Below are 14,370 nucleotides of genomic sequence, written 5' to 3' on the forward strand. Positions count from 1 at the left end.
GGATGTTTTTTGGGGGGGATAGGATGAGTCATTATTCAAAAGTAAAAAGTGTCACGATGCAGGGACTTAAGGCCATCGAAATACTCGTGGAGGTGGATCTGGACAAAAAAGCGATTCTTCAAGATGTAGACATCGTCGGCCTTGGCGATACCGTTATCAAAGAAAGTAAGAAACGCATCAAAAGTGCCCTCAAAAATTCCGGGTTCTCTTTTCCCAACGGAAGGATAACCGTGAATCTTGCTCCAAGCGATGTAAAAAAAGAGGGTTCTTATCTAGATCTTCCCATAGCTGTTGGAATCCTGAAAGCTAATGGTATTATCAATTCTTCAACAGATAATTATATATTTTTCGGAGAGTTGGGGCTTGACGGTTCTGTACGAAAGATCAGGGGGGTTCTTCCTGTTCTTCTGCAACTTTCCGGAAAGCACGCTGCGGCAGTTAAATTTATTCTTCCTACTGAAAATACTCATGAAGCCTCTACGGTTGAAGGTATAGAAATTTACACAGTAAAAGACATCAGAGAACTGGTATTGATGTTAAATGGCGATATACAAAAGAGTCCTTTAAGTTATGTAGAACCAACCTTTGAAGCAACTGACTCAGAAGATTTTTCTGACATAAAGGGACAGGAGTTCGCCAAAAGAGCAGCTGAAATAGCTGCCGCTGGTGGTCACAACTTGCTTCTTCGAGGTTCTCCAGGATGTGGAAAAACGATGCTTGCTCGCAGAATGCCAGGAATTCTTCCGTCTTTTACACTGGAAGAAGCTATGGAAACCACCATCATATACAGTGTAGCTGGACTTCTGAATGGAAAAGGTCTGGTAACAAAACGGCCATTTCGTGCCCCTCATCACACCGCTTCGACCACATCTATAATAGGTGGTGGAAGCGATGCAAAGCCCGGCGAGATCAGCCTGGCACATAACGGAATTCTCTTTATGGATGAATTCCCTGAATTCAGGAGAGATGTACTGGAAGCTCTCAGACAACCACTAGAAGATGGTGAAGTCACAATATCCCGTGCAAAAATTTCTGCTACCTATCCGGCCAGATTCATGCTCGTGGCAGCACAAAATCCGTGCCCTTGTGGTTGGTATGGAGACAAAACCCACGAGTGTACCTGTTCCTGGCACGAAATAAAACGTTATAACAAAAAAACCTCTGGTCCAATTGAAGACAGAATCGATATATTCGTCGATATGCCCCGGTTGGAATTCAGCGAATATTCCAGCGTAAAATCTGGCGAAAGTACAAAAACGATTCGAGAACGTGTAGAGCGCGCCAGAAAGCGCCAAAACCTCCGCCTGAAAAAATACAAGATCTTTAGCAATAGTCAGTTAAATCATAGGCAACTCGAAGAAATTGTAGATCTTGATAGTGAAGGGAAAAAACTTCTCGAAGCTGCTGTCGATAAATTGAAACTAACCGGCAGAAGCATAGACAAAATACTCAAGGTTGCTTTAACCATTTCAGATATAGAAGAAGAGAAACACGTGTTTCCACGACATCTTGCAGAAGCTATTCAGTACCGCAAGAGAGAACTTAGCTTTTAGAAAACCCTCGGGTTACCCTGAAGTAACATTGTTATGTTAGAATATTTGTGAAAAAAGTAACGTATATTGAAAAGGACAACGTATATCCTGAGGCCAAGGGAGTTTTCCTGAAGCCGAGGGGTGGATCGGAAAAATGAATTCAATAGGAACTAAATTAGTTCCTTTGAAGATAATCCATCCCCGGCTTTGCCGGGGATTTTTGTTTGGAGGGGTAAACAATGAGAACGGAAGTGAGAAGTTTCATCAACGTTGAAGAAATCGAAGAGCACTTGGAGAAAAATTCTTTTCCCAGTAGAGAAAGAATCGAGGAAATAATTCAAAAGTCTCTCGACAAAAATCGACTGAATCCAGACGAGGTAGCAGCATTGTTGAACGTCAGAGATCCTGAACTGAGAGAACTAATCTTCGAAGGTGCAAGAGAACTGAAAAAACGGGTATATGGGAACAGAATTGTCCTTTTTGCACCATTGTACATCGGAAATAAGTGCATCAACAATTGTGTCTACTGTGGTTTCAGGGTTAGCAACAAGGAGGTTGTAAGGCGCACACTCAATTTCGATGAACTCAAACTCGAAACGAAAGCCCTTGTAAACAGGGGACACAAAAGGCTGATACTCGTTTATGGAGAACACCCTGATTACAATGCGGATTTCATAGCAAAAACCGTCGAAATCGTTTACTCCATCAAAGAAGGAAATGGCGAAATCAGGCGTGTTAATATCAATGCAGCTCCGTTAGAGGTCGAGGATTATAAAAAAGTTAAAGAAGCCGGGATTGGAACCTATCAGATTTTCCAGGAAACTTACCACCCTGGAGTATATAAAAAAATGCACCCAACAGGACCAAAAGCCGATTATCTTTACAGGTTATACGGTCTTGACAGAGCCATGGAAGCAGGGATAGATGATGTTGGAATTGGTGCTCTTTTCGGACTTTACGATTGGAAATTTGAAGTTATGGGATTACTTTATCACACAATACATCTTGAAGAACGTTTTGGAGTAGGGCCGCACACGATATCGTTCCCAAGAATCGAACCAGCAATAGGAACTCCTATCTCCTCGAAACCACCGTTTTCCGTAAATGATGAGGATTTCAAACATCTTGTCGCTACTTTGCGATTAGCTGTGCCTTATACTGGCATGATCCTCACAGCGAGAGAACCCATAGAGATACGCAGGGAAGTCTTAAAACTTGGGGTATCTCAAATAGATGCAGGTTCAAATATCGGAATAGGGGCTTATTCTAAAGAAGATAAAGAAGCTTATAAAAAATCCCAATTTACCCTTGGGGACACGCGACCGTTGGATGTCGTTATAAAGGAACTCGCACAGGAAGGTTACATCCCTTCTTTTTGTACAGCCTGCTACAGATTAGGTAGAACTGGCGAACACTTTATGGAATTTGCTATCCCTGGATTTGTTAAACGCTTCTGCCAACCAAATGCTGTCCTTACATTCGCCGAGTACCTGGCAGATTACGCTTCAGAGGAAACAAAGGAAGTAGGCAGCAAACTGATAAAAAAAGAGATAAACAACGTCGAGGATGAGAAATTAAAAGAAACCCTGAGGCGGTACTATGAGAGAGTTCTCAATGGAGAAAGAGATCTGTATTTCTAAGATCTTAGAAATTCTAGAAAGGTTCGCAAATAAAGATACAAAAGTATGGATAGCCGAAAAATTTGGCAGACGTTGGTCCTATATCAAGGGATTCGGCGAGGAACAATATGTTCCGGTAGAAATAGTTTTGGAGTTTGGAAAATACGCGGTTTTCGCCGAAAACCTATCGGAAGTTCAGAAAGAAAAACTACAGCAGGAAATTATGCGAAAGTTGAGGGAAAATGATGGCGAGTAGTAGATTTGATATCGCGAAAAAAATTGAGGTTGAAGGTTCTAAAGAGCTACAGAGAATCGTCAAGAAAGTTCTAACAGAAGAAGAACTATCAAAAGAAGAGATAATCTATATCCTGTCGCTAGAAAGAGGGGAAAAAGACAGGGAACTGCTCTTTGAATTCTCAAATGCTATTAGAAAAGACTACGTCGGTGAGATGTTTTTCATAAAAGGAGTTATAGAGTTTTCCAACTACTGTCGAAAAAACTGTGACTACTGCGGGATACGTGCTGCAAATAAAATCCCCCGTTACAGAATGTCAGAAAAAGAAATCATAGAGATTGCAAAAACGATGCTTCCCATTGGAGTGGATACGATAATACTTCAATCTGGAGAAGATCCTTACTACGATATAGAAAAACTGGAAAGGATTGTCTCACGTATCAAAAAAGAAACACATCTCCCTGTTTCTCTCTCCATAGGCGAAAGACCAAAAACCGAATACTTAAAGCTCAAAGCTGCAGGCGCCAGCAAAACCTTGTTGAAACACGAAACGATGAACAGGAAAATATTCGAAAGTGTGCATCCTGATGATGATTACGACAAGCGGATAGACCTCCTTCTCTACACTGTCTCTATCGGATATATTGCCGGTTCAGGAAATATAATAGGCCTTCCAGGACAAACCATAGAAGATGTAGCCGATGACGTTCTTTTCTTGAGGGATTCCGGCGTCAGGATGGTCGGCCTTGGGCCTTTTATACCAGCCAAAGGAACACCTCTCGAAAATCATCCTTACGGAGACCCTGAACTCACTTTGAATACCTATGCAGCTGTAAGATTATGCATTCCAAAGGTTTTCATGCCGTCCACCACAGCGTTGGGAACTATCGATGAAGACCTGCAATTTGAAGGATTCAAAGTTGGTTGTAACGTTATAATGTGCAATTTCACACCGGAAAAGTACAGGAAAAACTACACGATTTACTCTGATAAAATCAAAGTTGATTTCTTTAAAACAGCAAAAAGAATGAAAGATATGGGCCTCAAGCTAAATCCAAGGATTCTGAAAAACCTTGAGGAATACAAGAAGGTGATCATATGATTGCTACCGGTGGTTATAGAAAGTATCTTGCATTCTTCGGAAAGCGAAACGTTGGAAAGTCGAGTTTGATAAACGCTCTCGTTGGACAGGATGTGTCTATTGTAAGTGATGTCCCGGGAACAACAACTGACCCGGTTTATAAATCATTAGAGATACACCCGATAGGTCCTGTAACGGTTGTCGATACCCCGGGTGTGGATGATGTCGGTGAGCTCGGTGAACTCAGGGTGAAAAGGGCCCTAAAAGCCATGTACAAGGCAGATATTGCCATTTTGGTTGTAGATCAACGCTGGAACGAATACGAGGATTGGCTGATAGAACAGTTCATTAAAATGGATTTACCATTCGTGATAGCAGTAAACAAAATAGATCAATCCTGGAACACTTCGGAGATAGAACCAAAGGTTTCTCCCTACCCTCATTGTTTCGTATCAGGACTCAAAAAAACTGGTATTGAGGATCTTCGAAGACTCATCAGTGAAAATCTTCCACAGGAAGAGGATATACCGCTGCTTTCCGATTTAATTGAAGCTGGTGAAACTGTCCTTCTGGTCGTTCCAATAGATCTCGGTGCACCTAAAGGCAGACTTATTATGCCGCAAGTTGAAGCTATCAGAGAGGTCCTGGATAGAGAAGCACTATGTCTCGTGGTTAAGGAAAGGGAACTACGCTGGGCTCTACAAATGATGAAAGAGGCACCTTCTCTGGTTGTCGCCGACTCACATCTTATAAGCAGAATCGCAGCAGATGTGCCGGATGAAATTCCACTGACCACTTTTTCCATACTGGAAGCCAGGCACAAAGGTGATCTTGTTGAGATGGTCAAGGGAATCAAACGAGTGGAAGAACTCACGCCTGAGAGCAAGATAATGATCATGGAAGGTTGTTCCCATGCTCCTCTTGTCGAGGATATCGGAAGGGTCAAAATACCTCGATGGCTTTCGAACCATATTGGCGGTGGCCTTTCTTTTGAAATAAGGGCAGGAAGGGATTTTCCCGAAGATATAGGAGAGATAGATCTTATTATCCACTGTGGTGGCTGTACTTTAACAAGAGCCATGATGATGCGGAGAATCAGAGAAGCCCGTCGGCGTGGAATACCAATAGTGAATTATGGAGTGTTGATATCTTACTTACACGGTGTTCTTGAAAGAGTTCTAAGGCCGTTCCCTGACGCCCATACGATTTATATCGAGGAGATTGAAGGTGTAACTCATGAGAATTGAAAAAGATGCACTCGGAAAACTTGAAATTCCCGATGATGTTTACTGGGGAATTCATACGGCCAGGGCATTAAAGAACTTTCCATCTACCGGTGAAAAAATTGACGAGGAATTTATCAGATGCTACGGTTATATAAAAAAATCGGCAGCCTTCCTCAATAAAAAACTTGGATTTCTTGAGACAAAAATCGCTGATGCTGTCATACAAGCTGCTGATGAGCTTATATCAGGTTCTTTGATGAAATGGGTTGTTGTGGATCCGTTATGTGGGGGTGCTGGTACCTCAATAAACATGAATATCAATGAGGTTATAGCTAACCGCGCCACGGAGATACTTGGAGGAAAACTAGGAGAGTACATTGTCCACCCATTGGATCATGTGAACCTTCATCAATCTACAAATGATACCTTTCCGACAGCCGGCAAAATGGCTACAATAGCCCTCCTAAAACAGCTGGTTGAGAATGTTACTAACCTTCAGGACAGCCTCCAGAAAAAGGAAGCTGAATACAGAAAAATGATAAAACCTGCGCGAACCCAGCTCATGGATGCAGTACCGATTTCTTTGGGGCAGGAGTTTGGCGCCATGGCAGAAGCCATTAGCCGCGATCGCTGGAGACTTTACAAAGTTGAAGAACGCATCAGAATGGTGAATCTTGGCGGAACGGCAGTAGGTACTGGAATAGCAGCAGATCGAAAATACGTTCTCTCGATAGTTGAAACGTTACGAACCGTTTCAGGCATAAAGATAGCTAAAGCGGAGAACCTGATAGATGCCACCCAAAATATGGACGTCTTTGCTGAAATTCATGGTTTGCTAAAAGCCCTGGCTACAAACCTCATAAAAATATCTAATGACATAAGATTACTTGGAAGCGGCCCAGGTTCAGCTATCGGAGAGATAAAACTTCCAAAGCTGCAGGCTGGGAGTTCTATAATGCCTGGTAAGATAAACCCGGTAATTCCAGAATATGTTGTACAACTATCATTAGCGGTTCTGGGGCATGATGCCATCATTAACTTCGCGGTTTCTTCAGGAAATTTAGAACTAAATGCCTTTGTTCCCGAGATTATTCATTACACTCTCAAATCTTTAAGATTCCTCACAATAGCCGCAAATTCACTAGCAAACTATATTTTGAAAATAGAAGCCAATCCCGAAAAAATGAGAGAAAACTTGCTTAGCAGTTCCGCAATACTGACTCCGCTCATAACGACCTATGGTTATGATAAAGTACAGGAGTGGATAGAGTTATCAAGCAAAACCGGAAAGAATTTGTGGGAAATCGTTAAGGATTCCCTGGGAGAGGAAGCTGAAAAATTCAAAGCAAAACTTATTTCCAATAAATCCACTGGTATTGGTTTTTCACACCAAGACTTTGAGTAAAAGGAAAAACATGTTATTATTTCCTTGAAAAAGCTTCTATGCTCTACGGAGGTATTTCAATGAACAAAATTCATATAGCTCTTATAGCTCACGATAAGAAAAAAATCGATCTTATCGTTTTCGTGAAAGAACATCTTGATGTGTTCGAAAAGTGCGAACTCTACGCCACAAAAACCACAGGTAAGCTTTTGAGAGATAAACTAAAGCTGAAAGTGAACACAGTTCAATCCGGTCCCATTGGTGGGGATCTTCAAATAGGTGCCATGGTGGCGAATGACAATATAGATTTTGTAATTTTTCTCAGAGATCCCTTAACTGCTCAACCTCACGAACCAGATGTTTCTGCTCTTTTGAGAGTTTGTGATGTCCACAATATTCCTTTAGCAACAAATCTAGCAACGGCTGAAGCACTAATAGCTGAAATAAATGCTCTCATGGAAAAAACAAATATGGAAGATGAAAAATAAGCTAATTATCTCACAGGAAAGTCAAATTCTTTTGAAAGCCTTTTGAAATCACTGGAGTTGTGCCTGAAATTCTTCCCCTCGATCATGAGAAACCAGTGAGAAAGTTCATGCAAAACCGTTTTATTGAACAGTTCTTCATTATCAAGAATAACAGGAGAAAGTTCTATTCTGAGTGGTTCAAAGTTTCCTCCGCGCTTTCTATAAACCAGTCTTCCTAAAGATCTTTTCAATCGTTTGTTTAAAATCACCGGTATATCCAGAAATCGCCCGAAGGACTTAAGTGAAAGCTCTCTTACTCTTATTTTCAAATCATCGTTCTTCAGTTCATTTCACCTCACAGCTGAAATATGGAAGTATCCCAGTAGAACCAAAAGAAAAACCAAACCTGATTTCAAGTGAAAAGGCAAGATAGGGATACAAAGTTTCGAATTTATAAAGAGAAACCTGCCATTGAAAATCCTCAGAATCAATCATTGTCGAAGTCATAAAACCATATCCTTCTCTCGAAAAAACAAGAATGTTACCGGGTAAAGATAGATTCCTTCTTGAATTCAGGTACTGAAATTCCAGATCCCCTGCAAATACCAGTGGACTTTCAGAATAGAAACTCCCGAATTTCACTGGAAAGATGGCAGCATCGCCAAACAGGACGAGCCTGCTCAGATTCTGACTGCTTATCAACCAATTTTTCCTGCGATAGGAAAGACTCAATGCTAGAGAAAGCTCTAAGGCGTTAGTATCATCAGTTTGTTTGCCGCTAAAACTAATCACAGAGGATAGAGCCGAAACTCCACCGAACAACTCTATCGAATCTGCAAAAGTCGCATTCGTATTGAACACCATGTAAAATGGAATACCGTATCTCAATACCCACCCAACACTAAAATTGCTAAAAATAGCATAGTCACGGGATATTGAAAAAGAAAGTCTTAGCTCTGATGCTGAGACTGTGAGATCAGTTTGTAAGTCAAGTTTTGAATAATCACGAGAGCTCAAACCCACTGTGAAAGCTGGATCCTTTATGCCATCCTCTAAATCAAGTCCCATAAACACCTGGGACGTTGAAAGATAATCTTCAAAAATCCCTCCAATCCCTTTACCATAAGGTACCAGGGTGAGAAACCGCATATTGTTGAGCGGAGAATACTTTTTTGTGATTAAAAATCGAGAATCGTATTTGACTTGTTCCCTTGGTTTTTTTGAAATAAACTCAATAGTTTCAATTACATTTGTTTTCTCAACTTTGAAAAGCTTTCTCCCATTATTTTGAGAAACGACCAACAATTCGTTCCGGTTTTTGAGGGGATACTCGCAGTACCTGGGAAAGCGAGCAACCACAAAACATTTACCGTTCTCTGGATCGAATTCTCCAATCTTTGTCCCGGTTTTATCACTAAGCGCTACCAAAAACGTGTCGTTGTTCCAGCTTCCAAGAGCAACATCAGTGTTTACTTCGTAGAGTTCGAGTTTCTTTTGCAAAAAATTATATATTCCCACATAGTGTTTACCTGAATCATTCATTCTGAATGCGAGAAATCTGGCACCATCGTTTGCTGTCAGCTGGCTTATATACACCAGTTCATCTGGTGCTGAATATATCTTGAGTTCTCTCTTGTTCTTCAAAGATAAAGTACTCAGGGTGAGCTTGCCAAAATCATTCTTTAATATCACCAAGAGATCCTTAGAAAGGATTTCAACAGCCAAAACATGGGAGATGCCGGAAAAATTCAGTTTCCCGTTTTCAAGAAAATAAAGTCTGCTTTCAAGGGTATCCCCCACTCTTTCCAGTGTTGTAAATGCTATAAAACCGTTTAAAGCAGAGAAATCTGTAATTCTTTTTGTGGTAGAAAAGATATTCACATCATCTTTGAAAATCCTGCTGATTCTCATTCTTCTATCATAAATAAGGTAGTAAAAATTTTCCTTTTTGAAAATAGCTTTTTCGACGCTAACAAAATTGTCCTTCGTTGTAATGTACTCAACATAGGAAAAATCTGTCTTGAGTTTTTCTTTGTACTTTTCTCTTTCAGCCTCTACAAATTCGGTTTTAAGCTGTTCAAAAGTTTTATTGTAAACTTTTTTGAACGCGTAATCGATACCAAGTAGAACCTCAATTCCATCCCTGAGTCTCAGGAAATCTCTGAATTTTTGCATTCCGTAGTGCTCTACTAAATAGCTTACAAAAGCGTATCCAAAATTATAGTAGGCTTCTCCTCCCACAGGATTGTATCCGGATATTATGGTTTCGTTCTCAAAAGGATTCGGCAATTCAAGCTGATCCAGCATAAAAGAGAGCCTTCGATGATCGTAAGTATCTGCTCCACAATATTCACTTCCCAGCTGTGCGATCCCTTCTATCAACCACGCTGGACTCAACGCTTGAGGGGAAACAAACCTGGAAAGAGCTATTTTGATTGGTTTGAGTACATTTGAAACTCTACTCAAATGAAAGACATGGCTGAGTTCATGCGTAATAACCGTCCGCAACCAATATTCATCGAACCGCATATAGTAATTGTTTCCGAGAGAAATAACGCGCATTCTCCCAGTAGATTCGGCATAACCATTGGAAAAATCCTCATATGTTGTCAATATAAAAATAACTTTATCATGAGGTATGTTCCCAAAAAGGGTTTGCAACTCTACATAGGTTTCTTCGGCGATTCTCGAAACGATGGCGAGAAGCTCAGAAGCTTCAGCATGGTAGACATAGATGAAGTGTTCGGATTCCGCCACCATCCAATCAAGATCTCTACTTGAATAACCAAAAACAATCGAAAACGCCAATACAAAAAAAGCGAGTAAAATTGTCGCTTTATTCAAATTCACCCCTCCTCATACAGTATACTATTAGAAGGGGGGTTTTTGAAAAGTACCGAAATAATTCAAGCCCGGAGAAATCTCTCCGGGCTAAAGTATATCTGAAGATAAAGAAAGCTTTGTTTTTTTGATCATCAATGAGAAATTCAGGATAACTGTTTCAATTCTTCTTCTATGAACTCCACCAGTTCTCCTATATAATCCTGAGAGAAATCGAACTTTATTCCTGCGGTCTTGTAAAGTTCTTCAAGAGGTTTTGAATAACCAAGTTTTAAGAACTTTTCGTAATCTTCTATTGCTCTCTTTCCCTTTCTACGATAATTTCTATAAATGGCAATCGCACCAAGTTGTGCAATACCATATTCAATGTAATAAAAAGGCGATGTAAATATATGAAGTTGCTGCATCCAGACAACACCTTTTTCTTTATCTAGATCCGACCAATCCACACCGGTGTTAAAGCGGTCCATGAGTTTTTTGAAATATTCCGTTCTCTCCTCTGGTGTATGTTCAGGATTTGTGTATATCCAATGCTGAAAAGCATCTACAATCATGCACCATGGCAGGAATTTTACCGTTCCCTCAAGTTCTCTTCTTTTTGCATGTATGTACTCTTCTTCGTTCGGAAAATACTCGTCCCAGTGATCGAGAGTGAGCAATTCCATGGACATAGAAGCCAATTCCGAAGCCTCCATTGGTGGTCGACGGTAGAAATGTATCGGCTCGTTTGCCATTGCAAACGAATGCATAGCATGACCGGATTCGTGAAGGATTGTCCTAACATTATCTTCAGTGCCAACCGCATTCATGAAGATGAAAGGAGCCCCCGTTTCAGCCAAAGAATAATTGTATCCACCTGGAGCTTTTCCCTTACGATTCTCAAGATCAAGAAGTCCCGAATTACACATCTTATTCAAATTAACACCAAACTCTGGTTTTACCTTATACAGTATCCTTATTGCCTTTTCTACAAATTCATCTATCGTTTTGAAAGGTTTTAAAACCTTTCCATCAGGATCAACACTGGTGTCCCACGGCCTTAAACTATCAAGATTAAGTTTATTTCTTTTCTTTTCATTCAGCTCCGTTACGAAAGGAACAACCACCTTTTCAACAGATTCATGGAATTCGAAAAGTTCATCTGGAGTGTAAGCAAATCGTCCTTTCTCTTTATGTTTGTAATCGCGGTAGTTATCGAAACCAGCATTTTTAGCCTGCTGGACACGTATTTCTTTGAGGTCATCAAAAAGTTTGTCCAATTCGACGCTGTGCTCAAGGATCTTTTGCATTCGTAACCGCCAGGAATTCTCACGTGTGTTCCTATCTGGATCAAGTTGGTAAGCCCCCAACTGTTGCAACGTCTTCTCTTCACCTTTGAATTTAACCGTTATCGAACCAATAATAGCACCGTATTTACTCGCCAATTTCGCTTCCCGGGCTTTAAGTGGAAGGTTCTCTTCCTTGAACATTTCGATCTTATTGGCTATAATTCTGTCCAGATTCTCATAACGTTCTGAATCCAGTTGAGAACGATAAGGACTTTCATAGAATCTTTTTGCTATTTTCATTTGGTAAGGTTCCGATCGCAACACAATATTGGAGAGAAAGTCGTTATAAGCTTCTCTGTATTCGTTTTTGTCTGCAAATCGTGTCATTCTAATATAACGCCAGGCGTTTTCTTCGCCGATGATATTCATCAACTCGCTGAACTTCTCCATCATTTTCACCAGATCATCTGCTGAAGAAATTTCCTGTTCGAGAATACCTTTAAATTCTCGTTCCACAATTTTCCAGTCAATAACATCCAGATCTTCCGTAAAATATTTCCTTGGCTTTTTTGTTATCTTTTCCTGGGTATAAAGCATTCTTATCCCCCATTCTTTATGGCATTCTTCCGCAATATTATATCATTTGATAAGCTAAACAAACTAAATTCACCTTCGCATTTTTGATCCAGCCCGTGAAAAACGTAGAATAAAACTCAAGAATCTACCAAATAAAAACGGGCCTAAATGGCCCGTTGATTCAGGGGGAGCTTTACTGCTGACTATCCACATATTCCCGAATCGCCGAAATTTCAAAACCATATTTTGATTTCAAATCCTTCAACATAGCGGTCAACGGTTCATCTTCTGATATACCGAATTCCTGTAAGAAAGCTTCAAAATCTGGTACCAGTTCTTTTATTTCTCCCAGGGTGGTGGAACCCTTTATACTGACTTCTGTCGTTTCTTTTTCGGGTTGATACACCAGTTCATCTTCACCAGTCTGCGCAATATAATCGGATGGCCATTTGCCACTAATGATATATGCTAAAACACCTGGCTCAGATTTCATAACAAGTTGTTTCACAGTAGCTCCTTCATCAAGACCTGCATTTTTAATTATTTCAGATAATTCTGATGAATCTATATTTGCGACAGAGTACAACTCTTCCACCGGTTGGTTTATTACTTCCACAGCTGTTCTAATCACTTCCGGAGAAATAATTTCCTCCTCTTCAGGGATTCCTATTAACTCAGCCAAATCCTTTAGCTTTGTTTCAGTCGGAATGCTCTGAGGTATTCCCAAAGAACCGTACAACACACCTTTAGATACATCGTAGTGATCAAGTATTTCCTGTAATGTTGAAGACCCACGTATGTCGTCCGTTGTCTCGTAAGTTTTTATTCTTTCAGTTATAAAAGCACCATTGGCCATTGCTATCGCTATTGGGGCAATAAAGGCAACTAACACAAGAACAACATAGGCAGTATTCGGAATCACCTTTCTTGGCTTCTTTTCTTTCTTTGCCGGGATAAGATCCAACTTGAGCGTGTCTTTATTCTTTTCATTGATTGGACAGCTTTCCACACATTTGAGACATCTAATACAACTTGGGCTTCTAAGTGCGTCTGTTTTGGACACAACAATTCCAACCGGACAAGCTCTATCACATTGTCCACAGTTTACACAGGTGTTTTCATAGCGCTTTATATTCAACAAGCTGAAAGAATTGAAAAGCCCATTGATAGCTCCAAGGGGACAGGCATATCTACAAAATGGTCGTTCTATGAGCAAGGATAATCCTAATGTCAACGCAACTACAATGTATCCTGACAACGCTATTTCGTCGGTCCATATGTTGAATAGATTGTAATACGGGTCAAAATCAGCAAAGACAAGGTTGACTGTTCTCGCGGTTTGAATTACGATGTAGCCAAGCACAAAATACTTACCAAATCTAAGTACCTTATCCAGTTTCTTCGGTACTTTATTGTAATGCTTTCTAAATATTTTTCTTCCAAGCTTACCGAACCACTCCTGAACACTTCCAAGTGGACAGATCCAACCACAGAATGACGCCCCCGTAAGAACCAGGAGAATTATGAGTGCCAGGATCATGATGAAATTCGACTGGTGAAGTTTTTTAACGTAGTCACCGGTAGTTACAAAATTGTACATCGTCACAACCCCGCCAAAGGGACAAATCGCATGAATACTCGCAACACCCGGGATTGTGTAAATGTTTTTTTCATCAAGATAGTGGCCTACAGATATGAATACGATCAACGCCACAAAAAAAATCTGAATCCAGAGTCTCAACCTTTGAACCTTCATACTCTCCCTCCTGAATCCAAAAATAATGTGATGTTTTTCACTTATCGTATCCTAGTATTTTAAGCTTAAAAAAAGCTTAGATATTACTTAGAAAATCCTTAGATTATTCACAAAATACAGTTGCAGTTTTACTTTTTTCATGGCTTCTTGGCTTAAGTTTATTTTGGTTCGCTTCTTGATTTATCTATTTTTAGATAAAATATTTTTAGTAAAACAACAACTTCTCAACAACGAAGAGATGAAGTGTTAAAAGAAATCATTAGTGGGCTGCTGTATTTTTAAGGAGAAACGCCACCGGAACTCCCCGAAAATGAGAATCGACCGCTGAGGTACCAAGAACCTTTTCATTGTAAAATGAAAAGTACCACTAGCCCCCTTGATAAAA

The 14,370-nt window shown here is 40.3% G+C and carries 11 protein-coding genes; 7 read left to right on the forward strand and 4 right to left on the reverse strand.

Annotation, left to right across the window (positions count from 1 at the left end; translation table 11 throughout):
- The first annotated feature begins 23 nt into the window (after nucleotides 1-23).
- The 7 genes from KOLE_RS02015 (at nucleotide 24) to KOLE_RS02045 (ending at nucleotide 7,565) form a co-directional block, all read left to right on the forward strand.
- Nucleotides 24-1,553, forward strand: coding sequence for a YifB family Mg chelatase-like AAA ATPase (locus tag KOLE_RS02015; RefSeq protein WP_012744905.1), 1,530 nt, complete (start codon nucleotides 24-26; stop codon nucleotides 1,551-1,553).
- 218 nt (nucleotides 1,554-1,771) lie between these two features.
- A complete protein-coding gene (hydG, locus tag KOLE_RS02020; protein ID WP_012744906.1) occupies nucleotides 1,772-3,172 on the forward strand; it encodes a [FeFe] hydrogenase H-cluster radical SAM maturase HydG in 1,401 nt (466 codons plus the stop codon).
- Nucleotides 3,147-3,407: a hypothetical protein gene (locus KOLE_RS02025; RefSeq protein ID WP_049753233.1), complete on the forward strand. Its 261-nt coding sequence runs from the start codon at nucleotides 3,147-3,149 to the stop codon at nucleotides 3,405-3,407. Before hydG ends, KOLE_RS02025 begins: the two co-directional genes overlap by 26 nt.
- Complete coding sequence (gene hydE, locus KOLE_RS02030; RefSeq protein ID WP_012744908.1) at nucleotides 3,397-4,488, forward strand: [FeFe] hydrogenase H-cluster radical SAM maturase HydE; 1,092 nt, start codon at nucleotides 3,397-3,399, stop codon at nucleotides 4,486-4,488. The genes KOLE_RS02025 and hydE overlap by 11 nt, the downstream gene beginning before the upstream one ends.
- Nucleotides 4,485-5,714, forward strand: a complete 1,230-nt coding sequence (hydF, locus tag KOLE_RS02035; RefSeq protein WP_012744909.1) for a [FeFe] hydrogenase H-cluster maturation GTPase HydF — start codon at nucleotides 4,485-4,487, stop codon at nucleotides 5,712-5,714. Before hydE ends, hydF begins: the two co-directional genes overlap by 4 nt.
- Nucleotides 5,704-7,098: an aspartate ammonia-lyase gene (locus KOLE_RS02040; RefSeq protein WP_012744910.1), complete on the forward strand. Its 1,395-nt coding sequence runs from the start codon at nucleotides 5,704-5,706 to the stop codon at nucleotides 7,096-7,098. Before hydF ends, KOLE_RS02040 begins: the two co-directional genes overlap by 11 nt.
- A 59-nt stretch (nucleotides 7,099-7,157) precedes the next feature.
- Nucleotides 7,158-7,565, forward strand: a complete 408-nt coding sequence (locus KOLE_RS02045; RefSeq protein WP_012744911.1) for a methylglyoxal synthase — start codon at nucleotides 7,158-7,160, stop codon at nucleotides 7,563-7,565.
- 5 nt (nucleotides 7,566-7,570) lie between these two features.
- On the opposite strand, the gene KOLE_RS02050 is transcribed toward KOLE_RS02045, so the two are convergent.
- From KOLE_RS02050 to KOLE_RS02065, 4 genes are all read right to left on the reverse strand, one after another.
- Nucleotides 7,571-7,873: a SprT-like domain-containing protein gene (locus KOLE_RS02050; RefSeq protein WP_012744912.1), complete on the reverse strand. Its 303-nt coding sequence runs from the start codon at nucleotides 7,871-7,873 to the stop codon at nucleotides 7,571-7,573.
- Between the two features lie 16 nt (nucleotides 7,874-7,889).
- The gene (locus KOLE_RS02055) at nucleotides 7,890-10,388 is read right to left on the reverse strand and encodes a gluzincin family metallopeptidase (RefSeq protein ID WP_012744913.1); all 2,499 of its coding nucleotides are present in this window, start codon (nucleotides 10,386-10,388) and stop codon (nucleotides 7,890-7,892) included.
- Nucleotides 10,389-10,531: 143 nt separating this feature from the next.
- On the reverse strand, nucleotides 10,532-12,250 hold the full coding sequence (locus KOLE_RS02060; RefSeq protein ID WP_012744914.1) for a M3 family oligoendopeptidase: 1,719 nt from the start codon (nucleotides 12,248-12,250) through the stop codon (nucleotides 10,532-10,534).
- 172 nt (nucleotides 12,251-12,422) lie between these two features.
- Nucleotides 12,423-13,985 (reverse strand): 4Fe-4S binding protein, encoded by a 1,563-nt coding sequence (locus KOLE_RS02065; RefSeq protein ID WP_012744915.1) that lies wholly within the window; start codon nucleotides 13,983-13,985, stop codon nucleotides 12,423-12,425.
- Nucleotides 13,986-14,370 lie beyond the last annotated feature (385 nt).

Origin of the sequence: Kosmotoga olearia TBF 19.5.1 (assembly GCF_000023325.1) — a bacterium.
Lineage (GTDB): Bacteria > Thermotogota > Thermotogae > Petrotogales > Kosmotogaceae > Kosmotoga > Kosmotoga olearia.

Excerpts from the sequence above, each read along its gene's own strand:
- KOLE_RS02060 (WP_012744914.1), bottom strand. The coding sequence starts at position 12,250 with ATGCTTTATACCCAGGAAAAGATAACAAAAAAGCCAAGGAAATATTTT.
- KOLE_RS02045 (WP_012744911.1), top strand. The coding sequence starts at position 7,158 with ATGAACAAAATTCATATAGCTCTTATAGCTCACGATAAGAAAAAAATC.
- KOLE_RS02025 (WP_049753233.1), top strand. The coding sequence starts at position 3,147 with ATGGAGAAAGAGATCTGTATTTCTAAGATCTTAGAAATTCTAGAAAGG.
- KOLE_RS02040 (WP_012744910.1), top strand. The coding sequence starts at position 5,704 with ATGAGAATTGAAAAAGATGCACTCGGAAAACTTGAAATTCCCGATGAT.
- KOLE_RS02065 (WP_012744915.1), bottom strand. The coding sequence starts at position 13,985 with ATGAAGGTTCAAAGGTTGAGACTCTGGATTCAGATTTTTTTTGTGGCG.
- hydG (WP_012744906.1), top strand. The coding sequence starts at position 1,772 with ATGAGAACGGAAGTGAGAAGTTTCATCAACGTTGAAGAAATCGAAGAG.
- KOLE_RS02015 (WP_012744905.1), top strand. The coding sequence starts at position 24 with ATGAGTCATTATTCAAAAGTAAAAAGTGTCACGATGCAGGGACTTAAG.
- hydF (WP_012744909.1), top strand. The coding sequence starts at position 4,485 with ATGATTGCTACCGGTGGTTATAGAAAGTATCTTGCATTCTTCGGAAAG.
- hydE (WP_012744908.1), top strand. The coding sequence starts at position 3,397 with ATGGCGAGTAGTAGATTTGATATCGCGAAAAAAATTGAGGTTGAAGGT.